This is a genomic window from Mesorhizobium sp. GW821-FHT07A06, from assembly GCF_059419085.1.
Window position 1 is genome coordinate 46,734 of the sequence record NZ_JBWKRC010000011.1, and the last position, 23,334, is coordinate 70,067.

At 60.5% G+C, this 23,334-nt stretch carries 23 protein-coding genes; 8 read left to right on the forward strand and 15 right to left on the reverse strand.

Going from position 1 to position 23,334, the window contains the following annotated elements; all coding sequences use genetic code 11:
• Nucleotide 1 precedes the first annotated feature (1 nt).
• From AC07SZ_RS27345 to AC07SZ_RS27360, 4 genes are all read right to left on the reverse strand, one after another.
• Nucleotides 2-3,163, reverse strand: a complete 3,162-nt coding sequence (locus tag AC07SZ_RS27345; RefSeq protein ID WP_494916693.1) for a site-specific DNA-methyltransferase — start codon at nucleotides 3,161-3,163, stop codon at nucleotides 2-4.
• Nucleotides 3,164-3,166: 3 nt separating this feature from the next.
• A complete protein-coding gene (locus AC07SZ_RS27350) occupies nucleotides 3,167-6,220 on the reverse strand; it encodes a BPTD_3080 family restriction endonuclease (protein WP_494916695.1) in 3,054 nt (1,017 codons plus the stop codon).
• A 462-nt stretch (nucleotides 6,221-6,682) separates the two neighbouring features.
• Nucleotides 6,683-6,922 (reverse strand): helix-turn-helix domain-containing protein, encoded by a 240-nt coding sequence (locus tag AC07SZ_RS27355; RefSeq protein ID WP_245265603.1) that lies wholly within the window; start codon nucleotides 6,920-6,922, stop codon nucleotides 6,683-6,685.
• A gap of 247 nt (nucleotides 6,923-7,169) precedes the next feature.
• Nucleotides 7,170-7,406 carry a helix-turn-helix domain-containing protein gene (locus AC07SZ_RS27360; RefSeq protein WP_494916697.1) on the reverse strand — a complete coding sequence of 79 codons (237 nt, stop codon included), beginning with the start codon at nucleotides 7,404-7,406 and terminating at the stop codon, nucleotides 7,170-7,172.
• Between the two features lie 146 nt (nucleotides 7,407-7,552).
• Here AC07SZ_RS27360 and AC07SZ_RS27365 point away from each other — a divergent pair, with 146 nt between their 5' ends.
• A complete protein-coding gene (locus AC07SZ_RS27365) occupies nucleotides 7,553-8,083 on the forward strand; it encodes a helix-turn-helix domain-containing protein (protein WP_494916699.1) in 531 nt (176 codons plus the stop codon).
• Between the two features lie 16 nt (nucleotides 8,084-8,099).
• On the opposite strand, the gene AC07SZ_RS27370 is transcribed toward AC07SZ_RS27365, so the two are convergent.
• The 4 genes from AC07SZ_RS27370 to AC07SZ_RS27385 all read right to left on the reverse strand — a co-directional run bounded on the left by AC07SZ_RS27370 (nucleotide 8,100) and on the right by AC07SZ_RS27385 (nucleotide 11,755).
• Nucleotides 8,100-9,353 (reverse strand): CapA family protein, encoded by a 1,254-nt coding sequence (locus tag AC07SZ_RS27370; RefSeq protein WP_494916701.1) that lies wholly within the window; start codon nucleotides 9,351-9,353, stop codon nucleotides 8,100-8,102.
• Between the two features lie 74 nt (nucleotides 9,354-9,427).
• Complete coding sequence (locus AC07SZ_RS27375) at nucleotides 9,428-10,276, reverse strand: transporter substrate-binding domain-containing protein (RefSeq protein WP_494916703.1); 849 nt, start codon at nucleotides 10,274-10,276, stop codon at nucleotides 9,428-9,430.
• Nucleotides 10,277-10,329: 53 nt separating this feature from the next.
• Nucleotides 10,330-11,082 (reverse strand): ABC transporter permease, encoded by a 753-nt coding sequence (locus AC07SZ_RS27380; protein ID WP_494916705.1) that lies wholly within the window; start codon nucleotides 11,080-11,082, stop codon nucleotides 10,330-10,332.
• Nucleotides 11,083-11,095: 13 nt separating this feature from the next.
• Nucleotides 11,096-11,755 (reverse strand): ABC transporter permease, encoded by a 660-nt coding sequence (locus AC07SZ_RS27385; protein WP_494916834.1) that lies wholly within the window; start codon nucleotides 11,753-11,755, stop codon nucleotides 11,096-11,098.
• A 271-nt stretch (nucleotides 11,756-12,026) separates the two neighbouring features.
• Between AC07SZ_RS27385 and AC07SZ_RS27390 the strand changes: the two genes are divergently transcribed.
• Entirely contained in the window at nucleotides 12,027-12,974 is a 948-nt protein-coding gene (locus AC07SZ_RS27390; protein WP_494916706.1) for a LysR family transcriptional regulator, read from the forward strand.
• A gap of 157 nt (nucleotides 12,975-13,131) precedes the next feature.
• Here the strand turns inward: AC07SZ_RS27390 and AC07SZ_RS27395 are convergent, their stop codons facing one another.
• Nucleotides 13,132-14,226, reverse strand: coding sequence for a site-specific integrase (locus AC07SZ_RS27395; RefSeq protein ID WP_494916708.1), 1,095 nt, complete (start codon nucleotides 14,224-14,226; stop codon nucleotides 13,132-13,134).
• A 128-nt stretch (nucleotides 14,227-14,354) separates the two neighbouring features.
• Between AC07SZ_RS27395 and dusA the strand changes: the two genes are divergently transcribed.
• On the forward strand, nucleotides 14,355-15,350 hold the full coding sequence (gene dusA, locus AC07SZ_RS27400; RefSeq protein WP_494916710.1) for a tRNA dihydrouridine(20/20a) synthase DusA: 996 nt from the start codon (nucleotides 14,355-14,357) through the stop codon (nucleotides 15,348-15,350).
• A 15-nt stretch (nucleotides 15,351-15,365) separates the two neighbouring features.
• Here dusA and AC07SZ_RS27405 read toward each other — a convergent pair whose 3' ends face one another.
• On the reverse strand, nucleotides 15,366-16,073 hold the full coding sequence (locus AC07SZ_RS27405; RefSeq protein ID WP_494916711.1) for a TIGR02281 family clan AA aspartic protease: 708 nt from the start codon (nucleotides 16,071-16,073) through the stop codon (nucleotides 15,366-15,368).
• 10 nt (nucleotides 16,074-16,083) lie between these two features.
• On the reverse strand, nucleotides 16,084-16,314 hold the full coding sequence (locus tag AC07SZ_RS27410; RefSeq protein WP_010909481.1) for a DUF1289 domain-containing protein: 231 nt from the start codon (nucleotides 16,312-16,314) through the stop codon (nucleotides 16,084-16,086).
• 201 nt (nucleotides 16,315-16,515) lie between these two features.
• Here AC07SZ_RS27410 and AC07SZ_RS27415 point away from each other — a divergent pair, with 201 nt between their 5' ends.
• A complete protein-coding gene (locus tag AC07SZ_RS27415) occupies nucleotides 16,516-17,514 on the forward strand; it encodes a nicotinate-nucleotide--dimethylbenzimidazole phosphoribosyltransferase (protein WP_056577161.1) in 999 nt (332 codons plus the stop codon).
• A gap of 21 nt (nucleotides 17,515-17,535) precedes the next feature.
• Here AC07SZ_RS27415 and AC07SZ_RS27420 read toward each other — a convergent pair whose 3' ends face one another.
• A complete protein-coding gene (locus AC07SZ_RS27420; RefSeq protein ID WP_494916712.1) occupies nucleotides 17,536-18,063 on the reverse strand; it encodes a GNAT family N-acetyltransferase in 528 nt (175 codons plus the stop codon).
• A gap of 53 nt (nucleotides 18,064-18,116) precedes the next feature.
• A complete protein-coding gene (locus tag AC07SZ_RS27425) occupies nucleotides 18,117-19,637 on the reverse strand; it encodes a sensor histidine kinase (protein ID WP_056577164.1) in 1,521 nt (506 codons plus the stop codon).
• Nucleotides 19,638-19,713: 76 nt separating this feature from the next.
• Here AC07SZ_RS27425 and AC07SZ_RS27430 point away from each other — a divergent pair, with 76 nt between their 5' ends.
• From AC07SZ_RS27430 to AC07SZ_RS27445, 4 genes are all read left to right on the forward strand, one after another.
• Complete coding sequence (locus tag AC07SZ_RS27430; RefSeq protein ID WP_056577167.1) at nucleotides 19,714-20,337, forward strand: thermonuclease family protein; 624 nt, start codon at nucleotides 19,714-19,716, stop codon at nucleotides 20,335-20,337.
• 31 nt (nucleotides 20,338-20,368) lie between these two features.
• Nucleotides 20,369-20,980 (forward strand): glutathione S-transferase, encoded by a 612-nt coding sequence (locus AC07SZ_RS27435; RefSeq protein WP_494916714.1) that lies wholly within the window; start codon nucleotides 20,369-20,371, stop codon nucleotides 20,978-20,980.
• Nucleotides 20,920-21,594: a uracil-DNA glycosylase family protein gene (locus AC07SZ_RS27440; protein WP_056577173.1), complete on the forward strand. Its 675-nt coding sequence runs from the start codon at nucleotides 20,920-20,922 to the stop codon at nucleotides 21,592-21,594. The genes AC07SZ_RS27435 and AC07SZ_RS27440 overlap by 61 nt, the downstream gene beginning before the upstream one ends.
• 108 nt (nucleotides 21,595-21,702) lie before the next feature.
• Nucleotides 21,703-22,194 (forward strand): Lrp/AsnC family transcriptional regulator, encoded by a 492-nt coding sequence (locus AC07SZ_RS27445; protein WP_006205209.1) that lies wholly within the window; start codon nucleotides 21,703-21,705, stop codon nucleotides 22,192-22,194.
• Nucleotides 22,195-22,205: 11 nt separating this feature from the next.
• Here the strand turns inward: AC07SZ_RS27445 and AC07SZ_RS27450 are convergent, their stop codons facing one another.
• The gene (locus AC07SZ_RS27450) at nucleotides 22,206-22,772 is read right to left on the reverse strand and encodes a DUF3299 domain-containing protein (protein WP_056577176.1); all 567 of its coding nucleotides are present in this window, start codon (nucleotides 22,770-22,772) and stop codon (nucleotides 22,206-22,208) included.
• Nucleotides 22,773-22,816: 44 nt separating this feature from the next.
• Entirely contained in the window at nucleotides 22,817-23,200 is a 384-nt protein-coding gene (locus tag AC07SZ_RS27455; RefSeq protein ID WP_494916715.1) for a GNAT family N-acetyltransferase, read from the reverse strand.
• Nucleotides 23,201-23,334: the final 134 nt, after the last annotated feature.

The window sequence follows — 23,334 nt, forward strand, 5'->3', positions numbered from 1 at the left end:
CCTAACCCCTTGGTTTTGCGACGCTATAGACCTTCATCACCTCGTCACCGTAGTGATTGATAACCTTCACTGCAATCTTGCCCGTTGAAGGCGCTGGGAAGGGCCGTGAGACGGTGCTGTTCAGCACGCGCCAGGCATCCTCATCGAGCTCGGCCTTAAGCGCGGCCTTGAGCTTTTCGTATGGATCTTTGCCGCCAAGAAAATAGGCCTGCCTGACAAAGAAGCTGGTCTCGTCGTAATCGTCGTCGACGAACCAACAGGCCACGTCATCCTCGACCTTGCCCGACGATTTCTGCTCACCGGTGTTGGGGTTGAAGATGTCGACCCCTTTGATCTCAACCTCGTATTCCCCATCCGACCGGGCTCGGAAATTCACGTCGGGTTCGCCGAAGACGACGAACAGATTGCCCTGGTCGGCAGTCTTAAGTCGGTCGCCCATCCGCAGATCCTGGTTCATGTTGACCTTGAGCATGGTCAGCCGGCCGAGCGTCATCGTCTCGGGCGACGCGTGCGCCTCGAACGCGAAGCCGCAGACGATCAGCGTGTCGAACGTATCCACCGCCTCGCGCGCGGCCGCGACGATCATGGCGCGGGTTACCGTGTCATATTCGGGACCGATAAAGATTGCGGCTCGACGCTCTGGCGCGCCGTCACTTTCTCCTTCGGTGTAGCGGCCCTCGGCGTTGACATAGTGACCCGCAAAGGGACGGATCGTGGCGAAACGCAGCCGTTCGCCCTTCTTGGTATTGCCGACGCCGGCAACCTTGAGGTTGTCGAGCACGACACGCATAAAATCGTCGCTGGTCTCGCCCGAACTCGCGCGTATAGCGAGGCGGTTGGGTGTTGGACCATCCTCCTCTAGCGACGCGAGCAACATCGGATCGTCTTCGTCGGCGGGAAGAACTCGGTGCGGGGAGAGGCTGTCAACGGTGAATGGCCCCGCCACGCGCACAGTGCCTTTCAGCTCCACGGGTTTGTCTACAAGATACTCTGTCTCGGCGTTGGCAACGATCGAGGCGTCGATTTCCTTCTGGCGGCCGATTCGGGCTTCCCACCAATCTACGTGCCGAGTGAGGGCCGTGGTAGGAAGCGGATAGCCAGCATGTTCAGGTAGATTGTCGATCGTGAAACTGCGGCCGAGAACTTTGTTCAGATCGCCGATCACCTTGCCGATTTTCTTGTCCTGCTTGGCTATGTCGGTTTCATCGAACTCGTCGGCTCCGCGATCCCAATTGCTCCGCATCCGCTCGCGTTCCAGGAGCAACGCTTTCACCTTGGCGTGTGCCTTTGACGCCTGTTCGTTCCAAGGGTATATTGGTGCGCGAGGAACCTGCCATTCCTCCCACGCGGTATTGGCAGCGTTGTTCAGGTCTGCGAGCAGCTGTTCGAGTTTTTCTTGCCATTGATCCCATATAACGTCTATCGCCTTATTGCTGGCGATCGATTTTAACGTGATGTGGGGCACACGGTGTAGGACAAGACCGTGAGCGATGTCGTTGGTAAAGGGCCCACCGCTACGCGCTTCAGCTGCTTCAGCTTCAGTTGGCTTGCGTCCCAGCCGGAACGCCAAATCCTGCACCGCACCAGCCTCGCTGTCCTTGAGGACGTACCAAGGATAACGAGCGCCCATTAGTCGGGTCCGCGCAAGCGTCAGCGCGACACGGCTAGTGTCGATCGTGATCCAGCGTCGGCCCCATTGCTCAGCTACATACGCCGTAGTGCCGGAGCCACAGGTTGGATCGAGCACTAAATCACCGGGGTCGGTAGCCATTAAAATGCAGCGTTCAACTATTTTGGTAGAAGTCTGAACAACGTAACTCTTATCGGTCGCGCCAGACATGTCGGACCATATATTCGTAATAACTGCTACCGGAAAATCGCTAAGGCGACGTGCATATCGAATGGTTGATTTTAGTGGGATTAGCCGAGTTGCAGCTTTGAGGCGAGCCATACCGATCTCGTTGGTCTTCCACCGAGAAGTCTGGGTTGGGGTAAACGTCCGTCCAGCAAGAGATACCGAGAACCAGCTCGCCGCTCCTTCGCCCTTTTCCCGGCCAATCGATGCGGATTGAAGAGGATCAGGCGCCACCGGATCACTGCTTTGCGGCTCGGCAAATTCCTCTGACCCGACTCGACCGTCTTCGCGTAAGGAGAGCGTGAATCGTCCACGCTCGTCGTCACTAAGAGCGCGGTCTAGAAGGATCGATCGGTATTTGAGATTAGAGCGATCTTTGGCGAACCAGATGATGAAATCGGAAACGCCTCCCAAATATTCCGACGCGATGCTGCCCGCTTTCTGCACGGTGATTTCGCTGACAATATTTTCAGCGCCAAACACCTCATCCATGACTGCGCGAACGCGGTGAACATTCTCGTCGCCGATCTGAACGAAAATCGAGCCGCTTTCGGTTAGCAGGTCACGCATCATCATCAAACGGTCACGGAGATAGCTAAGGTAAGAGTGAATGCCGTCTGCCCAAGTATCGCGGAACGCCTTTACTTGTTCCGGTTCGCGGCTTCGATCATTGGCCTTTCCATCCTGAACGTCGCGCGAGCGCGTCGAAATTTGCCAGTTGGAGTTGAACTTGATCCCATACGGCGGGTCAAAATAGATACATTGGACCTTGCCTCGGAGGTCTTCCTTTTGCGCCAGACTCGCCATCACCTGAAGGCTGTCGCCAAGGATCAGGCGATTGGTCCATTTCAGCGTATGTTGATAAAAGTCGAGCCGGTCCTCTTCATCGATCCCATTAAAGTCAGCAAACAGGTCGGGCGCATCTACGTCGGGGGTGCCCGCTGCGGCTTGGCGGCGTATATCGTCAATGATCGCTTTCGGGTGTATCTTCTCTGCCGTGTAGATCGGCACCGCGTCCACGCTCAGCGGTTCTGCATCCTGCTCGTCCTTGCCCCGCCACGCCAATTGCACTTTCCCCTGTCCGTCTTCGCTATCGGCCCACACCAGTTGCGGGTCGAGAGCTTTATTCCTGTCGTAAAGCTCCGGTTGCGCCGCGGGGCTGTATGTTCGCGCCAGCGAGACTCGTTCGGGCGCGGCCTCCTCGTCCGTGAGGAAGCTTTGCAGCTCCATCGTGGGGTTGTTGCGTCGCCGCTCGCGTCGGTGCTGTACTGTAGCGACCGCCAGCGGCTTCTTGGGTTCCTGCGCCACCCGCTAAGCCGCCATCGCCGGCGTGGCCGGCAAGGCCGCCTCGAACGCGTTCACGATCGTCTCCAATGCCTGAGCCATATCGAACGGCCTAATAATTTCGATCGGCGGTCCCCAGCGCCCAAAGCGCCCGTCATTGTTTACCGCCTCAAGCCAATAGGAGCGTAGGGTATCTGCCTTTGCCTCATCCTCGGTCTCACGCCGCCCTTTGATCTCGACGACTAGTTGCAGCGGATCCGGCTGGCCATCATCCCAATGGACAATGAAGTCGGGCCGGTAGCTCCGCTCCGTGCCCATGAAAAGATAGGGCACCTCGAAGCCTAGCCCGTGGTTCTTCACGTATCCTCGCACTCTTGGAATGCGCTCCAATCTTTCAGCAAACGCGGCTTCCCAGTCGCTGTCATAAACAACATAGTTGACTTGGCATTTCACCGGATCGGTCGCGAGCAAAGTTGTCTTCGCCGTGTGAAGATCCACGAAGCGGCTCGACCCCTCTGGTTCGAACGGCTGCATGACGGGCAAGATTTCCTCCTTGCCCGCGCGGTCGAGCGCCTTGGCGCATGCGCGCACGATACGATCGACCGCTTCATCGCGATAGCCGGCAAGGCTCAGCCAACCCGCCGTGCGACCATCGGCCAACTGCAGGCATTCGCTCAGCCAGCGTCGAGCGACACGCAGGAATTGTGGGAACAGAAACAAGGGCTCTCCACCCATATTTTCGGCCATCAATGCCCAGCGCTCCAACGCGCGTTTCGCTAGCATATAAGCCACGGTTTGCGGTCGGATTGCATCAAGCTCGCCCAGGTCGAGCTTGATGCCTGCACCGACAAGCGGGTCGATCTCGGTTTCCTTAGGGATCGGCGTGTCCGCGCCAAGCCGCATTCGGCTATCCTCGATAAACGTGGCGTTTAGCCGACCCTTCGGGAATTGTACGCGATAGCCGAGCACGCGGGGGAACCGGATTTCCGGTGCTGCGCGGCTCTCGTCAGCGAACACTCGTGTTCGTGGCTTGGGCGGCGAAAAGTCTTTTGCCGAATTGGCGGGCATGAAGTCAAACGGCACCCCGAGCACTTCGGCATATTCCGGCCGGAACATGCCGTGGTCATCGGGTTCGTAGGATACGCGACGTAGCGCGCGGCCGACGACCTGCTCGCACAGCAGACGTGTTCCGAACGCGCGGCAGCCCAGAATGTGGGTGACGGTGTTCGCATCCCAGCCTTCTGTCAACATTGACACCGAAACGACGCAGCGCACCGGCGCCCCAAGCTTGCCCTTCTGCCCCACGGTATTCATCACTTCGCGCAGCAGGTCGGCATCAGTCATTGCATCAGCGTCGCGTCCGGGAGTGCGACGTAGCTCGCGCCGGAACGCTTCAATTTCGTCCGCCGCGACTTCTTTAAAGGCTTCCGAAATGGCGTCACCGCTGTCTAGCTCGTGGCTGTCGATCAGGATTGTGCGTCGGCGATTGAGCTGCTTTCCATCCTCGACATTGTTGAACAGGGCCAGATTGCCGGCGCGCCAGCGGCGCTTGGTTATGTCCTCTTCATCTGGATTCTCGCACCAGCCGGCGATCCAATCGTGGATTAGCTTAGATGTGGAAGTGTTATTAGCGACGACGATGAAAACCGGCGGCGTCTCGGCTCCTTTCGTGGTCCATTCATCATATCGCGCGGCATAATCACGATAGAGCGCCTTCAATGCCGCTTCGAGCTGTGCCGGCAACTCGTCAGGCGAATTGGCCTTAGATTTACGACGGCCCTTTCTTGGCAAGCTGTCGCGGACGTGTTTGTAAACGTGGCGGAAAATTGGCTCGTCCCGCTTTACCACGTCGTCGTGTGTCGGTACCCGTGGCACTTTTACGATCCCGGCCTCTATCGCGTCCATCAGCGAGAAGTCGGACGCGACCCAAGGAAAGAGCTTGCCTTCCTCCTGTCCCGAGCCACGCAGGAAAAACGGAGTGGCCGAAAGATCGTAAACCGTTTTCACGCCGATCACGCGATCAATAGCGCGAATGCCGTTGATCCAGACGCGGGCTTCCTTTCGCGCCTGTTCGGCTTCCGCGTCGGCCTCAGCCTGACTTTCTTCCTCCGAGCGCGCAACTGGCCCCGAGGCGCTCGCTGGAGGCGCTTCGTAGCAATGGTGCGCTTCGTCGTTTATCACGATGATGCCACGCCTGGCCATAAGCGGGGCCATGACGCGTTTTACCATGTCCGATTCGGTTTCCCGAAAGCGGGCCTCGAACGCATCTGGGTCTTCGCGTGCGCGAAGTACTTCAAGAGTGCCCTTGCTGATCTCGGTCTTTACCTTGAGCTGGAAGGCGTGGAAGTTGGTGACCACAATCCGAGCCTTCTTCAAATCGTCCATCATGTCGCGCGGAACGATCGACAGGCGCTCGTAGATTGAATTGGTCGTCTCAGGCATCAGCACACGCAGGCGATCCTTGATGGTGATACCGGGCGCAACGAGAAGAAAGGCATCGGTAAACGTCTTCGACTGCGGTCGGCGGGCTTTGTTGATGGCCTGCCAAGCGATCAACATCGCCATGACAGTTGTCTTGCCAGCACCGGTCGCCAGTTTCATCGCAAGCCGGAATAGCCCGGGATTGGCGGCTTCGCTTACGCCGCGAAAATATTCCACGTGCTTTGTTTGTACGGGATTGCGGGGGGCAACCTCGGTCAACCAAATGATCGTTTCCGCCGCCTCGGTCTGGCAGAAAAATAGCGGGCGTTCTCGATCGGTTGCGCGCCAATGTTTGAGCATCCGCGCGGTCTCGTAGGTGACGCCCCAACTGGCCTCAGGTGATTTTCGCCACTCATCAACCGCAGCGCGAATAGCGTTAATGCGGTCGTTTGCTTGCCTCTCGGTTGTTGCTTCCTCTCGGAAGACCAGTTCTTCCTGCCCGCCGCGCTTGCGTCTGGGCGTTGCGACCGCGACGATGTATTCCGAACGTCGCCGCTCCCCAGCGGTCTCGCCAGTCGGCTTGCCGGTATCGTCCAGCAGCCAGTGCTTTGCAGGCGCAGCGAAGGGAGAATTGAGGATCGGATTGTCGAGAACGGCCATGCCCATAGCTTGTGCACAAGAAGCGCGGCACCGACAATAGCGAAGAACCTAAGTGTAGAGAACTATTTCGGTTGGCCAGACAGTCTTTTCGAAGCGCGGAGTATTCGGCCCATCCCTGCATGCGTCGGTTATGCGTGCCACGTTCCAGCGGCGTCTCTCGTTTCGCGCGCGCTGAGGGCATACCTCCAGCGATTCTCTGGCCCAAAACGGCAGGTGCGGGGTCCAACATTGAATGGCAGCTAGGCGGCTTTTCAATCCTAAAGCCGCCGGTCGGTAACCGGCCCCAAGCCGGACGTTGGTGCCTGCGAACGCAAATGTATCCTCTTGGCGCGCAAGCGCCTGGAAGCCTGTGTCTGGAACGGGTCGCCTAACACCTTTGCAAGCCGAAGCATTTGTCTCGAATTCTCATACCAGGACGGCTTCATATTTGGATGATCGCTCGAAGGTGTGCGTTAGGCGCCGCTAGCGCCGTTTGGCCAGGCGCACGCCAGCTCCGCCGCCGTTCTCCGGAATAAATTCTATACCGGCAGCTTCGAGCGCTTCACGAATGGCACCGAGGTTGTTGCGATGTGGGACGCGCAATCCTCGTTCGAAATCCACAACCGTAGCGCGCGAAACACTTGCAGATTCTGCCAGTTCGGCTTGGCTCCAGCCTAGCATCGCCCTGGCGCCTCGGCATTGCTCCACGGAAATTTGGCTCATCAGTTAAAATCAGTCTTTTTGGTTGACTTTGGAGCGGATGTCAGCTTAAATGACGAACGTTAGACAAATTGCAATCAAGTTGACGGGCGGATGGTGCAGCGACTGCCCACGCTGACCACAACCAAGCTTCAGCGAGCTCGGATCATGGCTGATTCCCGACAATACCACGACTTTGCCTCTCGTCACCCGCAGGAGGGTACTTGTGGCAATTGCATTGCGAGACCCTGTCTTTCCGCCAACTGGACATTCAAGCATGAGGATCTAAGAGCCGTACACCTTCACCCTTTTGGCCAGCGGACAAGAATTCGACACCCCCTTTTGTTAGGGCCGCTTCAATGGCCTGCAAAGTGCTGATCCGGGAATCTACCCTGCCATTTTCCAACCGGGCCAGCGCATTCAGCGACACAATTGCCTTGTCAGCGAGCTCCTGCTGCGACCAACCAAGCAAAGCCCGTGCGGCTCGAATCTGTCGTGGACTGACCATGAGTCCACAATCGGCAGGCAGATTTTCTTTGCCACCTATAGGGTCATTTTGCACCCTATAAGGTATATTTAATGGCGATTCGACTGCAGATAACTTCGACGCGAAGAACCCGGCGCGTAGCGACAGACTCTCTGTCCGGCTGACTAGTGGAGCATCGAAAGGCCTTGTTGAAACCGCAACGCTCCGTCCTCCTTCGGACTGGGCCGAAGCCAAAGATCGACAGCGACCCGCATCCAGCCGACCAGCATGTCGGCAGGCAGATTGCGACCGTTCGCGTCCAGTCCGACGTATCGCAAGCCCAGCTTGCCCGATCCATAGGCATCAGTTTCCAGCAGCTCCAGAAATACGAGAACGCGCGGAATCGCGTGAGCGCGTCGATGCTCTACGAGATCGCCAGCTCGCTCGGCGTTCCTGTCGGCCGCTTCTTCGAAGGCCTGCCGGGAAACGATGCGACCCGCGTCGAGGCGCGGCCCCTGCCGGTCGATGAGCGCCTGGATTTCATTGCCAGCGCGGAGGGTCGGCGCCTGATTGAGGGGCTAGTGAATCTTCCGCCGCGTGTGCGCGGTCGCGTCTCGTCCCTGATCGCAGCCTTGGGAGAAGAACTGGCCCTGCTAGACACAAAGGCAGATAGCGAGACGGCCGGCGAATCCGCGCCGGCCGAATGCAAGACCGTCTGACGGCCGGTCGGGCCTGTCAGCCGAATTTTCGTGCAGCGGGCAGGGCGATGCGGCCGCAAGCCGAGGACACTTCGATTTCGACGCCGAAAGCCCGCGAGCGGGTCGCGAATCCCTCAAGGATGTCTCGCGCTGCGCTTCCCGTGACAGCGACGGGCACCAGTCTGCCCGTTGCTGATCCGCGAGACTGAGCTTCCGCGCCGATCGCGACGGGCAGAAGATCTATCCCCGCTAGGGTTCCGCCCGCATCATAGCGGCATGCGGCGACGATGCTTTGCCAGACTTCCGGTGGATCCCATTCGTTTTCGTCGGGGTGCACGTGGAAGAGGAAGTTTCCGAGGCCGTAGAAGATCGGCGAGCCATTGTAGATTTCTACCGCCTGCAGCACCGGAGCGCCGTGGCTGACGAAGAGGTTCGCGCCGGCGTCGATGCACATCCTGGCAAAGGTCTGCACCCAGCGCGGCACGTCCTGCCAACCTGGTTCCCAATGATGGTGGTGCAGATAGGCAATGACGAAATCGCCTTGTGCCGCCGCGTGCCGAATGGCGGACAGATGGACACTCGCGCTCAGCTGATCGACTTCGATCAAACGGCCGAAGTCGGCGGCTTGCGTGAACACGGTTCCGTAGAAATTGATCTCGTTGCCGGCCGACACCTCTACCGGGTCCTCCGGTTGCGCATAGTTGGCCAGTTCAAAGGGGGAGCTTTGCAAATGAGCGCCCAGCCTTGCCAGTCTGCGGAAATGTCCGTCCGGCACCCCCATCTTGCGAACGGTGTTCAGGCGATTGACGCCGGGCCGAGCCGGCCGGAAGGCCGTGCGGTCTTCGGCATACATGTTGGCCGGGCCGGGGCCTGCATCCATCGCAAGAAGCGCGACTTCGCGCGCGCCCAATCGGCGGCGACCCGGTTTTCTGGCCTCCGTCTCGTCGGCTCCAATGCCGGCATGCAGGAGGCCGCGCGCTTCCACTTCCTCCAGCGTCGAGAGGATACCGCCGGCGCCGAGATCGAAGGCGTGGTTGTTCGCGAGCGCAAGCGCGTTGAAACCGATGGCCTGCAATGCGTCGAGCACTTCAGCCCTGGAATATCCGAAGTATTTGCCCTTGGTCGGCCACCCGCCGTGCTTGCCGAAGATCGTCGACTCGAAGTTGGTGAAGACGACGTCGCCTTGGCGCAGGAAGTCCGTAACCGCGATGAAGCGTTCGTCTTTGACGCCACGAATGTCGTGCTTGATCAGGGATTGGCCGGTAACGACCGCGCAGAACTGGTCTTTCATGGGGCTCGCCTTGAAGGAGGGGAGGGCGCCGGCGTTCCGGCCAGCGCCACGTCAATGTCGAAGTCGGTTGCCGCCTATTGCGAGACGGCCGGTGAGATATCGCTCTTGAACCATTTCAGGCTCAAGGCCTTGATCGTCCCATCCTTGGTGGCCGCGTCGATGGCCGCGTTGAACTTGGTGAGCAACTCGCCGTCGTCCTTGCGCATGCCGGCGCCGACGCCCGGCCCCCAGAGCCCGCCTTTCAGTTCAGGGCCGAAAAACACCACATCCGAACCGGAAGGCGTCTCCAGAAAATCCCGCCAGGTGAAATAGTCGGCCAGACCGCCGTCGATGCGACCTGCGGCAAGATCGAGCTTCATGTTGTCCTGGCTGTCATAACTGCGAATGGTCACGACATCGCCCAGCATTTCCTTCACGACTGCTTCCGAATTCGACGAGCGCAGGGCCCCGATCGCCCTGCCGGCGAGTGTCGATCTGAGGCGTTCGATGGTCGCCTTTTCCTTGTCCCCGATGCTCGAGAGGTTGACCTTCTGCTTGATGTCGCCAGGATCGAGACCCAGGTCCTTGCGCACAACGAACTGGTTGAAGCCGGTGGCGTAGGGAACTGAGAACGCGATCTTCTGCTTGCGTTTTTCCGTGATCGCCATGCCAGACATGATCACGTCGAACTTGCCGACAAGCAGTGCCGGGATGATCCCGTCCCAATCCTGCGGCACAAAGGTACATTTGATCTCGATGCGACGGCACAGCTCCTGTCCAACATCGATATCGTAACCGTAGAGTTGACCGTTCGCGTCGGTGCTGTCCCAGGGCGGCGAAGCACCTTCGGAGGCGATCGTTATGACGCGCTCGCTTTGCGCGCCGGCCGGAAATGCCGACATCAGGGATGCGATAGAAACAGCAATAGCTAGGGGTATGCGCATGATGCACCTCTTCGTTGGTTAAGATGGAAAGGACTGCCGAAAAAACCCCCGGGTCAGGGCAGGGGCGTCGTCCTGATCTCGGGGTCAGGCAAGGGCGGACGCAATCGGGCTTGGCGTCGATGCACACGATTGCCGTCGGTCGAAAGCCATCCCTCCAGCAAGTGGATCGCTTTCACCGCAATCGACGTCAGCGATAGGTAGATCGCTCCGGCGACGATGAAGATCTCGTACGGCGCGAACGTCGTCGACACCATCTGTCTCGCCGTGCCCGTGATCTCGAGCAGCGTTACGGTGCTCGCCAGGGACGAACCCTTGATCATCCCCACGACCTCGTTGCCGTAGGCCGGAAGCGATATCCTGAAAGCGATCGGGAAGGTGACCAGGCGAGCGATCTGGAAGCGTTTCAAGCCGAGAGACGTGGCCGCCTCGGTGACACCTTTAGGCACGGACTGGAGACCTCGGCACAGGATCTCGGTGGTGTGTGCCGCGCTGTTCAATGAAAATGTCAGCAGGGCGCACCAGAAGGGGTCTCGCAGGATCACCCAGAATATGCTGGCTCGCACCGCCTCGATCTGAGCGAGGCCGTAGTAGAGCAGGAAGAGCTGAACAAGCATCGGCGTCCCGCGGATCACATAGGTGTATGAGAGCACCGCGAGCGAGAGGCCGGGACGCCCAAACGCGCGGATGAAGGCCAGCGGCACGGACAGAAGAAATCCGGCCGTCAGCGACAAGACCGTCAGGGTCAATGTGAGACCAACGCCCGAAGGCAGAACAACCATTGCGTCGAACATCAAGCCGAGGTTCATGGGTCGCTCCCTCCTACCGGCCGAGTGCCGGATAGCGCCGCTCAGCCAGCCGGATCGACAGCAGCGTGACGGTGGTCAGCGAGAGATAGAGAGCGGAGGCCGCAAGGTAGAAGGTCAATGGTGCGCGCAAGGATCCGGCCCCCACATACGCAACGCGCATGATGTCGGTCAGGCCGACGATCGAAACCAGCGCGGTATCCTTGAAGAGCGAAATCCAGAGATTGCCATAGGCAGGCAGCGCCAGCCGCAGCATCTGCGGTCCGATGACGAACATCCAGCGCTGCCAGGCGTTCAGGCCAAGCGACTTTGCCGCTTCGGTCTGACCCGCTGGCACCGCCGCAATCGCGCCGCGAAACACTTCGGTCGCATAACCGCTGAAGACGACCGAGAGCGCGATAACGCCTGCGGTGAATGCGTTCACCTCCACGTACCGGCCGGCGATCTCGCTGGCGAGCGTGGTTCCGCCGAAGTAGATGAGCAGGATAATGAGAAGTTCTGGTACACCACGGACAACCGTCGTGTAGGCCGTCACCACTGCGTTGACGCGGGGCAGGGCCGTGCCCTTCGAAATGGCCAGAAACAGCCCAAATGCCGTACCCAGGCAGCCGCTCACAAGAGCCAGGCTGATGGTCACGGTGAGTGCGACAAAAAACTGAGTAGTAAAACCACCCATGGGGCGCTTTCCTCGACTCGCAATACCGCAGGATACGCCGGCCTTTGTCACTCAGACCAAGCCTTATAACTCAAGGTTGCGAATTGTTATATTTGTAATTTGGAGTTAATTCGAGATATTGTCTAAATTCTAGCGCTTGAATTTACACACTCAATCTATAACTTTTATTATTTTATCTATAACGCACCGTTATATACTGAGGCTGTTTGTTGCCCTCCAGGTTGGCGCTATCCGCATCCCGGGTGGCGTTATAGGGAAAGGAGCGCGGGGAATGGAGTTGCTGCAGAGCGACCTGAAGCTCCGTCAGCTGAAGGTCTTCCGGGAAGTGTTGCGGGCCGGTTCGACAAGGCGAGCAGCGGTTGCGCTCGGGATAAGTCAGCCGGCCGTCAGTCAACATGTGAAGCAACTCGAGACCACGCTCGGCATCACACTCTTCAAGAGATCAGCCAATCGCATCGTTCCCTTGCAGGAAGCCTGGGAACTCCTGCGAAACGTAGAGCTTGCCCTGACGTCCCTGGATCGGCTGGAAGCGTCGATCTTTGCAATGAAGAACGAGGAAAAGCAGAGGATTGCGATTGCAGCGCCTTCTGTTTTCGGTTTCGTGACCTTGCCCAAGGTCGTGGCGATCATCCACTCAAAGACCGCCTCGAATGTCCGGTCACTTTCGGGAAGCTACGAGCAGATCGGCGAGCACATCCTGGCAGGGCGTGCCGAAATCGGAATCTCGAGGCTGCCCCTGGATCCAAGTCTGTTTGAGTGGGCGCCGCTTGGGTCGGCACGAAACGTATGCATCTTCCATCCCGACCATCGGTTCTCAAAACAGACCTGTATCGAGGCTCAAGACCTGGCAGGCGAAACGATCGTCGATATCGATCCCCAGTTCGCCGCCCACCAAATGAACTTCAATGCCTTGCGCTTCGCCGGCGTTGAGCCAGACATACTGGTGGAATTCGACTGCAACGGTCACGAAGCCGGATACGTTTCGGCTGGCCTGGGCATTTCGATAACCAACGAGATCATCGCGCGTGAGTACGCTGCGTTTCACTTGGGAATAAGGCCAGTGGAGCCGTCCGCGCTCTATCACTACGTTGCGATTTGGCAGAAGGGCCGGACCTTTTCCAGCGCATTGAATGTCTCGCTCGAGGCGATCATCGCTGCGTTTTCCACGGAGCCGCCTGCGGTTTCCTTAGGAAGCGCCAATCTATTGGCGGTCGGCTAGGCTGCCCTCGCAACTCGGATCGTGTGCAGGGTTTCCGGCTGAGATGCGTATATCAACGCAACATCTTCCAATCCTTGCGACCCGTGACAACACCGCTCAATCCATCCTGGATTCGTCGTTGTCCTCCCAGCAACGGCGGATGTCTGGCAAAGTGGTATTAGCCGATTGCTTGCCGCAACTCCGTATGTGGCGGTGTCTGTTGAAGCCTCGCCGCGATCACATGAAGTTGCTCCGGCCTCAAGTGGGTATAGCGGCGGAGCATCTTCCAATCCTTGTGCCCGGTGACCATGGCGACCTGCTCGATGGTGAAGCCAGCTTCAAACAGGCGGCTTGTGCCTTCGTGACGCAGGTCGTGGAAGTGCAGGTCCTCGACCTTAAGTTCATGACAGGCACGTCGGAAGGCGGTTCCGGCCGACTTCCCATTGTAGGGGAAGATGCGTCCCTTTCCCTCAGTGGAGAAACGCTGCTCTTCGAGGATCGCGCGGGCGTCGTAACCACTCACATCGAGGAGCGGGATACGCATGTGATTGCCCTTTTTGTGGCGTGGGTCCTTGCGATCTCGTATCAGCAGGGTGTTGTTGCGGTCGTTCAGGTCCTCCCACGTGGCGTTGCAGATTTCCCCGAGCCGCATGGCGGTGGCGATCGCAAAGCGGATGATCTTGTCGACGGGGATAATCTGGAAGTTGTTTTCTCTGAAGTACCGGATCAGGGCCTCTATCTCGCCAAGTGTCGGCCGCCGATCGCGTTCGTTGCCCTTGCCAACAAGACCCAAGCGGGCGAGGGCGACACGACCAAGTTCCACCGGCTCCGCTGAATAAGGCAGTCCATGCACAGCCGCGCCGTGCACCAGCAATGTCCGGATGTATCCGATGTCTATTCCAACGGTGACAGGTCCGGCGCCTTCCTCGGCTCGTTCCTTGCCGAACTTTATGACCTGTTCGCGACTGAGATCCGCGATGTTGAGCCTTCCGAGCCTGGCTCGTAGCAGGTCCAGGCTGAATGCCTTCGAACGCCCGATCAACTTGCCAACTTCCGTCATATCGGCGATATGCAGGTCGATCAGGTCGGAGACCGTTTTGATCCCGTCCTTGTGCTTGGGAGCAGGCTTCTGACCCAGGTCGATTTCTCGCTCAATTCGGCGCGCCCACATCTCGGCGTCCTTGCGGAGCGAGAAGCTGGTGCTGAGGTAGTGGCCCTTGCAGCGAACCTGCACACGCCACTTGCCGGAAGCCAACTTGTTGATGGTTGCCATGGGTGGTCTCTTTTTCGTGCACGCTGTGTGCACAGGGAGGGGTACAAAATGCGAAAACTGACGGATATCGTGTCGTACAAACGGCGAACGTGTGCACGTTTTAAGGCCCTGAAAATACGAGAAAAAGCGTGATAAATCAAGCCCATAGGATTTCCGTTGCGCCTATGATGGACTGGACAGACCGGCATTGCCGGTTCTTCCACCGCCAGCTAACGAAGCGTGCGCTGCTTTACACCGAAATGGTGGTGGCGGACGCGGTCATCCATGGCGCGCGCGATCGGTTGCTTGGCTTCGATGCGGTGGAACATCCGGTCGCTTTGCAGCTCGGCGGCTCCGATCCGGCGAAACTTGCCGAGGCGGCGCGCATTGGCGAGGCCTTCGGCTATGACGAAATCAATCTCAATGTCGGCTGCCCATCCGACCGCGTCCAGTCGGGGACGTTCGGTGCCTGCCTGATGAAGGTGCCCAACCTTGTCGCCGAGTGTGTCGCGGCGATGAAAGCGGCGGTGACGATTCCCGTCACCGTCAAATGCCGCATCGGCGTCGACGAACAGGATCCCGAGCCAGCGCTCGATACGCTGGCCGACGCGGTTTTCGATGCCGGCGCCGACGCCTTGTGGGTGCATGCGCGCAAGGCATGGCTGGAAGGGCTGAGCCCCAAGGAAAACCGCGACATTCCGCCGCTCGACTTTGACAGGGTTTATCGGCTGAAGGCTGGAAAACCGAGCAAGTTCATAGGCATTAATGGCGGCATTCAGTCGCTTGAAGAGGCGCGGGCGCATCTCGATCAGGTTGACGGCGCCATGCTTGGACGCGCCGCCTACCACACGCCAGGCATTCTGGCCGGCGTCGACGCCGGCTTCTACGGCACAAAGCCCGAGGCGTTCGACTTCGCAGCGCTTATCGACGCGATGGCCGGTTATGCCGCGCGCCACATCGAACAGGGCGGGCGGCTCGGTCATGTCACCCGGCATATGGTCGGGCTGTTCCACGGCCTGCCCGGCGCGCGCCGCTACCGCCAGATCCTGTCGACCGACGCAAACCGGCCCGGCGCCGGGCCTGACGTGCTGAAGACGGCTTTCGCGGCAGTCGGTTTTGGTGGGGCAGCCGCCGAAGCCGCCTGACGGGTTGGGTTAACCTCAGTCCCTGAGGATCATCCGGTCGCCGCGCACGTCGAAGCCTGACAGCGAGCCGATGAAGTTCATGCCGAGCAGGCTTTGGCTCAGCATGCCGGGGGCCGCGACCATCACCGACATGTCCTTGCGCACGATGCCGCCGATCGCCACCGCGTCGGTTTTGACCGCCGCGGCGCGCGCCATGCCGTTGGCTGTCGAAACCGGTATCGTGTAGTTGAGCGCCGCCGGGTTGAAGCCGGCGGCTTGCGCGTCTTCCGATGTCAGCACCGTGCTGGTCGCGCCGGTGTCGACAACGGCGCGCACCGGATTGCCGTTGACCAGGATGCGCGCTTCGAAATGGCCATTGTCGGCCTTGTCGAGGGTCACGGTGGCGTGGCCGTCTTCGATGCCAAGCGCCAGCGGACTGCCGGGAACGAGGCCCGCCGTCACCCGGCTGGCGACGTCCTGCAGTTCGTAGCGATACTGGTAGCCGGTGATCAGGGCGAGCACGATTGCCGCCCAGGCGCCAAGGTTGCGGGCCATCGCGCCCAGCGGGCGACCTGACCGCAGCAGGCCGGCGCCGATCAGCGCGCCGAAGGCGCCAAGCCAGATCAGCCGGCCGAAATCGTAATTTTCCACGCCAAGCGTGCTGCCAGTGGAATCGTTGAGCATGAGCAGGACCGCGCCCACGCCGATCACCGCCATCATAATCCAGAACAGCCGGCTGCTCATCCGTGCCTCGCTAAAGTGCGTCGCGTTCGCGCGCCATGCGGGTGCGGCGCGTTTCCCGGCGCGGCCGGCGCTCGACCGTTTCCAGCCGGGCCGGCAGTTCGGCCATCACATTGCGGCGCGTTTCGGGCGTCATCCCCATCCAGGCGCCGATTTCCTCGCGCGTGCGGCCGCAACCGAAGCAGAAGCCGGTTTTCATGTCGATCGAACAGACAAGGATGCAGGGAGATTCGATGGCCGTCATGACTTTCTCACGAGCGACCCGTTCGGATTCCGCTCTTCCATCTCCACATGGTGCAACGGCAAAGCCAATGCAAGCCCTCGCGATCGCGTCTTCTCAGGCCATCTTTGCGGCAATCAAGGCGGATGTTTGGGGGAGGTTGTGCCGATCACCCAACGCGGCTATGCCGCTCACCAACTCTAGGAATGAATGATTGCTCACGACATGACCAGCGCGCTACCTTTTGACGATTTTCGCAACCTGCTCGACAATTTGCCAGCAGCCGACCTCAAGGCGCAAGCGCGCGTGCACGCGCTGTTCGCCAAGGCGGACAAGCCAGCGCATTCGCTCGGCCGCATCGAGGAGATCGCCGCGTGGCTTGCTGCCTGGAGCGGTAGGGCTCCGCCCGCCGTGACAAGGCCGCTGATGGCCGTCTTTGCCGGCAATCATGGCGTGGTCAGACATGGCATTTCGCCACGCCCGGTGGCGGCGACAGCCAATGCGGTCGAGCTCTGCGCGGCCGGTGGTGCGGCGATCAACCAGATCTGCATCGCCAACGATCTCGGACTGAAGGTGTTCGATCTTGCCTTGCACATCCCCACAGGCGACATCACCGATGATGCCGCGCTTGATGAGCGCGGTTGCGCGGCGACCATGGCCTTCGGCATGGAAGCGATCGCCGGCGGCACCGACCTGCTTTGCCTCGGCGATCTTGGCGTCGGCAATTCCACTGTCGCCGCGGCGTTGTTTGCGGCACTGTTCGGGGGCAGGGGTGTCGATTGGGTCGGCCCGGGATCCGGCGCGGACGCGGCCATGCAGGCGCGCAAGGCGGAGGTGGTCGATGCGGCGCTGGCGTTTCACAGCGACCATCTAGAGGACCCGCTGGAGGTGTTGCGCCGGGTCGGCGGCCGCGAGTTCGCGGCGATAGCCGGCGCCATCCTCGCCGCGCGGATGCAGAAGATTCCCGTGCTGATCGACGGATTTGCGGCAACGGCCGCCGCGGCGGTGCTTTATGCCGCGAACCCCGCAGCGCTAGAGCATTGTCTTCTTGCCAGCCTGTCGCCCGAGCCCGCGCATGCAAGAGCCGCCGAGCTCCTTGGTTTGCGCCCGCTGCTTGACCTCGGCATAAGCCACGGCGAGGGGGCAGGAGCAGCGCTTGGCGCAGGCCTCGTCAAGGCGGCGGCGCTGACCAGTTCGGGCATGGCGGCAGCTGTTCGGGGCTAAGCTCTTTCGGTCGTCGGCGAGTCAACGCCTGAGATTGGGGATACGATAGACGAGCGAGGCATATTTCGAATTGGAGCGGGTCCCTACTACCCGGCCGCCAAGGCCTTCTGCGATTCTTCTGCTTGCCACATTCTCTTCGGCGACAGGGTACTCGAAGCAATCCGGATTGAGTTCCTCGGACGCCCATGCCGCCACGGCAGCAACAGCTTCCCGGCCGATGCCGTTTCCATGAACGTCCTCCCTTATCCAAATTCCGATCTCGGGACAGGCCGTCTTCGCCGCGTGAAGGCCGACAAGCCCCAGGCAGCGATCGTCCGCCAACGAACGCGCGACGAAATGCAAATCCGACCCACTACGGATCGGCTTCAGCCAGGATCTCCATACCTCCGCGAAGGCCGCCGGTGATCGAGGTGGTTCCCATTGCATGAAGCGGGTGATTGCGGGCGTGATGGCGCCAAAGACCTCGTTCGCATCGTCAGCCGTAAACAATTTCAGGCAAAGTCGCTCCGATCTGATTTCAACGCCTCGGGCATCCCAATCTGCGGTCATTGCGGTCTGCGTTCCTCTTCCGGCCGGGCGCCTCACAGGTCGGCAGGGTGTATCTATCGCCGTCGCGCCGCCACTGCCGCGGTCGGCAGTGCCGGCAGCTCTTCCATCACCCGGCTCAGCGGGAAGATGGCAATCGCCTCGGTGCCTTCGCGCAGCTTGGAATGGAGCTCGAATTCGCCGCCATGCATGGCAAGCAGCCCTTGCACGATCGGCAGGCCAAGCCCGGTGCCTTGCTCGGCGCTCTTGATGGCGATCGAGCCCTGGCCGAAGGCTGAAAGCACGATCGGAATCTCGTCCTCGGGAATGCCGGGGCCATTGTCCTTGATCGAAATGTATTGCCCGCCGCCAGCCGTCCAGCCGACGCGGACGCGGATTTCGCCGCCGGTGGCGGTGAATTTTATGGCGTTGGACAAGAGGTTGAGCGCGATCTGGCGCACGGCGCGCTCATCGGCGAACAGACGCGGCAATGTCTGTTCGAAATCCTGGATGACGCGGATGTCCTTGTTGCGCGCCCTCAACTCCATCATATGGCAGCAATCCTCGACGATGTTCAGCAACATCACCGGCTCTTCGTTGAGTTGGTAGCGGCCGGCCTCGATGCGCGACAGGTCGAGGATCTCGTTGATCAGGTCGAGCAGATGCTGGCCGGAATCGTGCACGTCATGGGCGTAGTCGCGATAGGTGGGGTTGCTCATCGGCCCCAGCACTTCGTTCGCCATCACCTCGGAAAAGCCGAGAATGGCGTTGAGCGGCGTGCGCAATTCATGGCTCATCGAGGCAAGGAAGCGCGACTTCGCCAGATTGGCATCCTCGGCCCGCCGCCGCGCCTCGTCCGACATCGATTTGGCCGTCTCGAGTTCGGCGATCAGTGCATCTTTTTCGGAGCGGAACGATAACAGCATCAGGGAGGAGCGGTTGAGTTGACGGGCGACATAGGCGAAGAAAGGCAGTGACACGACAAGCAGCCCGGTCATGATCACCTCTACCGGCATCCACAATTTGGTGCCGACATAGGCATAGAGCGCGACAGGCACGGCAAAGGTCGCCAGCAGTGCTCCGCTGAGCGACGAGGCCATGAGAGCCGTCCCGGCCATGGCAAGCAGCATCACCACCGCCTTGACCACCTGGAACTGGTCGACCTCGCAGGCGGCGCAGCCGAGCAGGACGAACCAGGCCCAGCCGAGGCCGCAAAGGAAGTGGCCGACCAGGAATTCGCGTCGCGTTTGCAAGGGGTTGAGCTCGGAAGCTTCCGTGCGCTCAATGCGCCGGGCCATGAAGGCGACGATGGTATAGCAGGTGAGCGTGAACAGCGCCCAGAGCCCGATCTCGTTGCCGACGCCGGCGAGCCGGCCGGCCGCGGCGATCGCCAGGACCAGCAGCGGGATGGCCACGGCACCGCTTGTCATGGCGCGGGCGTGGAGATTCAGCAGTTCACGGTCGAAATCGGGATTGCCCGCCTGCTGCGAAAGACGGTCGCGCGTCTTGCGCACCGCGCGCGCCACATCGCTGTTGCGATGAGGTTTCCTGCGGTCCACAATGAACTTGTCCGCTGTGTTCGAGCGTTGCAAGGGCATCAAAAACTTCAATTTATGCGTGCAGCGGTTCCAAGGTGTTAAGCTACGTTCGAATGATTAACCAACCGTTTGCCATATGAGCCGTTCCTGGTCGCCAAGATCGCGCAGGCGGTACGCGGCGCCGCGCCCGAGAAGCCTGTGGCGCAAGCTCATGGACTACGGGCTGGCCATCATCATTCTGGGGTTGCTGATCCTGCTGGCGGCGCGCCTCGACCGGGTCGAGACGCGCCAGACAAAAGGCGCGGCCGTCATCAATGACGGCGATTCGATCACGCTCGGCGCCGAGCGCATCCGCATGCGCGGCATCGACGCGCCTGAATACACCCAGACCTGCCGCAGGAACGGCGCCGACTATGCCTGCGGCACGCTCGCGCGCCAGTCGCTGGTGCGCCTAATCGCCGGCAGGCCGGTCACTTGCAGCGGCTGGCAGCGGGATCGTTATGGGCGGCTGCTTGGCGACTGCAAGGCGGGTGACACGGATCTCAACCGCGCCCAGGTCGAGGCTGGCTGGGCGGTTGCCTATGGCGATTTCGAAAGCGAGGAAGCGATTGCTCGCACGGCAAAGGTCGGTATCTGGGCGGGCACGTTCGATCGGCCGCAGGACTGGCGCGACAGCCATCACGGCGAAGTCGTGGAACGAAAACACGGCACGCTGGCGTCGATCGGTGATGCCGTGCGGGAGATTTTTCGCTTCTGGTGAAACGCATCTGGCGGAAGGGAAGGAGGATCGAATGAAGCTGTTCGACGGTGGCCGGGCGCCCAACCCGCGGCGGGTTCGCGTTTTCCTTGCCGAGAAGGGGATCGCGGTTCCAATCGTGTCTGTCGACATGGGCGCGCTGGAGCACAAGAGCCAAACGGTGAGTTCGCGCAACCCTTTACAACGCCTGCCGGTGCTGGAACTTGACGATGGCACCATCATCACGGAATCCGTCGCAATCTGCCGCTATTTCGAGGAGTTGCAGCCCGAGCCGGCCCTGTTCGGACGCGGCGCGCTCGGCAAGGCGCAGGTCGAGATGTGGCAGAGGCGGATGGAGCTCAATCTGCTGAGCAGCGTCGCGCAGGCCTTTCGCCATATCCATCCAGCCATGAAGGAATGGGAAATCCCGCAGATCCCGGAATGGGGCGAGGCCAACAAGCCGAAGGCGGTCGAGTTCCTGAAGATACTCGACCGCGAGTTGGCGAGCCGCGAGTTCGCCGCCGGCGACAGCTATTCGATTGCCGATATAACCGGCCTGATCGCGATCGACTTCATGAAGCCGGCCCGCATCAAGGTGCCGGAGGAATGCACCAATGTGTTGCGCTGGCATCAGGCGACCTCCAGCCGGACGAGTGCCGCCGCTTGAGTGTGGAACTGGATAGCTTTGCCGCGACGGTCCGGGCCTGCCGTATCTGCGTCGAAAATCCCGTCGGCAAACCGCTGCCGCATGAGCCAAGGCCGGTCCTGCGGCCGTCGTCCAGCGCGCGCATCCTGATCGCGAGCCAGGCGCCGGGAACCAAGGTGCACCTGTCAGGCATGCCGTTCACCGATGCCTCCGGCGACCGCCTGCGCAACTGGCTTGATGTGACCCGCGACGAATTCTACGACACCGAGAAATTCGCCATCGTGCCGATGGGCTTCTGCTTTCCCGGTCAGGATGCCAAGGGCGGCGACTTGCCGCCAAGGCGCGAATGCGCACCGGCATGGCGCACGCCCTTGATGGCCCTGATGCCGCGAATAGACCTCGTGCTGACGATCGGCATCTATGCGCAGTCCTGGCACATGGGCGCCGCGCGCCGACCCTCGCTGACGGAAACGGTGATGGACTGGCGTGCCATCTGGGAGAATTCGGTCGGTGCGAAAGTGCTGCCGCTGCCGCACCCGTCATGGCGCAACACCGGCTGGCTGAAGCAGAATCCATGGTTTGAAATGGATTTGCTGCCTTTCCTTCGGTCGGAAATCCGCTATCGCATTGGCTAGGCATTCAGCAAGAAATCACTCGCTTTATTGGCGATTGGCAGAATTTCTTTCTTGTGAAAGCCTCGAATAAGAGGGAATATAGATAAACTATTCCCTCAGGAGCCTCCGATGGACCGCCTTGACCGAAAAATTCTACGCCTCCTGCAGGAGGACGCGACGCTCGCGGTCGCCGATGTCGCCAAGAAAGTCGGCCTGTCGACCACGCCGTGCTGGCGCCGGATCCAGAAGCTCGAGGAGGAGGGCGTCATCAAACGGCGCGTCGCCATTCTCGACCATGAAAAGGTCAATGTGCGGGTCACCGTCTTCGTCTCGATCCGCACCAACTCACACAGCCATGAGTGGCTGCGGCGGTTTTCCGAGGTCATCCAGGAATTTCCCGAGGTGGTCGAGTTCTACCGCATGAGCGGCGACGTCGATTATCTCTTGCGCGTCGTGGTGCCCGACATCGCCGCCTACGACGCCTTCTACAAGCGGCTGATCGCCAAGATCGAGATCCGTGACGTGTCGTCGTCCTTCGCCATGGAGCAGATCAAGTACACGACCGAAATCCCGCTCGACTACATGGTGCTGGACAAGGAATCGGGTGCCAATGCCGCGTGAGCGCCAACCCGTTAGTTCTTCTTCTTGTTGAGGAAACTCCAGGGCGAGGTCACCGGTAGGGCAATGGCGTCCGGCACGGTGTCCACGCCGACAACCTCCGCCTTGCGCACGCTATAGCCGGACTGGATGATGCTGACGCCATCCAGAATGAACAGCTGGCTTTTTTCCATGTCCGGCCTCAGGGCGCCGGTGACGGCTACCGCCTGGTAGGCTTGCGACATCGTGTAGGGGTGGGCTGGCGTGACAAGCACGATCTGGTTGGGCGGTGGCGTCGGCATGTGGCTGCAAGCGCCCGTCCACGGCACCAGCAGGAACTGATAGACAAGGTCACCGTCGCGATCGACCGGCAATGCATAGCCGGCTAATTGTATCGTCTTGTCCTGCAGGCCAAGCGACAGCGTCTCGCCATGGTCGGGCAATTTTGCCGCGATCATCGGCAGGCCGGCGTCTTCGGCAACCGCCTGGCTCGCCGGGCGCAGATCCTTCCAGAAGATGTGAATGGTCTCGGCCGAGGCGCCGGCGGCGCAGAGAGACAGCGCGGCCGCGAGCGTCAGGATTGATTTGAAATGGATGCTCATGCCGCTTCCTTTGCGGGCGAGTAAAGACGCCGTGCCCAATGACGTCAATGCTCGAGCCGCATGACATGTCGGCGAGAACTGGCCATGCCGGTCTCGCGGAAGCCACGCGACGCAAACATGTCGCGAAAACCCATGAAACGGTAGCTCGGCGACGCCTCGGCCACTGGATAGGCCTCAATGACACGGGCGCCCTTGGCGAAGGCATGATCAATGGCGGCATCGAGCAACGCCGAAGCAAGGCCACCGCCGCGCAAGACCCTCGGCACATAGAAGCAGACGATCGACCAAACGCCGCTCTCGCCGTCATCCTGCTGCTTTGAAAGCTTGCGATAGGTCCCGCGTGGCGCGACCGAGCACCAGCCGATCGTCTTGCCGTCGAGCTCAGCGACGATGCCGACCGGGGTGCTCGCATCGATGAGCGCCATCATCTGCCGCTTCTTCCCGTCGCCCTGGACTCGCGGCCGGACCGCCGCCAGGCCATGCACCAGCAGTATTTTGGCGCGCCCGGCCGCTCGAACAAAGTCTCGAAGCTGCCACGGGTCGCCCGCGTCACCTCGGTGAA

Excerpts from the sequence above, each read along its gene's own strand:
- AC07SZ_RS27350 (WP_494916695.1), bottom strand. The coding sequence starts at position 6,220 with ATGGCCGTTCTCGACAATCCGATCCTCAATTCTCCCTTCGCTGCGCCT.
- AC07SZ_RS27355 (WP_245265603.1), bottom strand. The coding sequence starts at position 6,922 with ATGAGCCAAATTTCCGTGGAGCAATGCCGAGGCGCCAGGGCGATGCTA.
- AC07SZ_RS27360 (WP_494916697.1), bottom strand. The coding sequence starts at position 7,406 with ATGGTCAGTCCACGACAGATTCGAGCCGCACGGGCTTTGCTTGGTTGG.
- AC07SZ_RS27370 (WP_494916701.1), bottom strand. The coding sequence starts at position 9,353 with ATGAAAGACCAGTTCTGCGCGGTCGTTACCGGCCAATCCCTGATCAAG.
- AC07SZ_RS27375 (WP_494916703.1), bottom strand. The coding sequence starts at position 10,276 with ATGCGCATACCCCTAGCTATTGCTGTTTCTATCGCATCCCTGATGTCG.
- AC07SZ_RS27380 (WP_494916705.1), bottom strand. The coding sequence starts at position 11,082 with ATGAACCTCGGCTTGATGTTCGACGCAATGGTTGTTCTGCCTTCGGGC.
- AC07SZ_RS27385 (WP_494916834.1), bottom strand. The coding sequence starts at position 11,755 with ATGGGTGGTTTTACTACTCAGTTTTTTGTCGCACTCACCGTGACCATC.
- AC07SZ_RS27390 (WP_494916706.1), top strand. The coding sequence starts at position 12,027 with ATGGAGTTGCTGCAGAGCGACCTGAAGCTCCGTCAGCTGAAGGTCTTC.
- AC07SZ_RS27395 (WP_494916708.1), bottom strand. The coding sequence starts at position 14,226 with ATGGCAACCATCAACAAGTTGGCTTCCGGCAAGTGGCGTGTGCAGGTT.
- AC07SZ_RS27405 (WP_494916711.1), bottom strand. The coding sequence starts at position 16,073 with ATGAGCAGCCGGCTGTTCTGGATTATGATGGCGGTGATCGGCGTGGGC.
- AC07SZ_RS27410 (WP_010909481.1), bottom strand. The coding sequence starts at position 16,314 with ATGACGGCCATCGAATCTCCCTGCATCCTTGTCTGTTCGATCGACATG.
- AC07SZ_RS27415 (WP_056577161.1), top strand. The coding sequence starts at position 16,516 with ATGACCAGCGCGCTACCTTTTGACGATTTTCGCAACCTGCTCGACAAT.
- AC07SZ_RS27420 (WP_494916712.1), bottom strand. The coding sequence starts at position 18,063 with ATGACCGCAGATTGGGATGCCCGAGGCGTTGAAATCAGATCGGAGCGA.
- AC07SZ_RS27425 (WP_056577164.1), bottom strand. The coding sequence starts at position 19,637 with ATGCCCTTGCAACGCTCGAACACAGCGGACAAGTTCATTGTGGACCGC.
- AC07SZ_RS27430 (WP_056577167.1), top strand. The coding sequence starts at position 19,714 with ATGAGCCGTTCCTGGTCGCCAAGATCGCGCAGGCGGTACGCGGCGCCG.
- AC07SZ_RS27435 (WP_494916714.1), top strand. The coding sequence starts at position 20,369 with ATGAAGCTGTTCGACGGTGGCCGGGCGCCCAACCCGCGGCGGGTTCGC.
- AC07SZ_RS27440 (WP_056577173.1), top strand. The coding sequence starts at position 20,920 with ATGCACCAATGTGTTGCGCTGGCATCAGGCGACCTCCAGCCGGACGAG.
- AC07SZ_RS27445 (WP_006205209.1), top strand. The coding sequence starts at position 21,703 with ATGGACCGCCTTGACCGAAAAATTCTACGCCTCCTGCAGGAGGACGCG.
- AC07SZ_RS27450 (WP_056577176.1), bottom strand. The coding sequence starts at position 22,772 with ATGAGCATCCATTTCAAATCAATCCTGACGCTCGCGGCCGCGCTGTCT.
- AC07SZ_RS27455 (WP_494916715.1), bottom strand. The coding sequence starts at position 23,200 with ATGATGGCGCTCATCGATGCGAGCACCCCGGTCGGCATCGTCGCTGAG.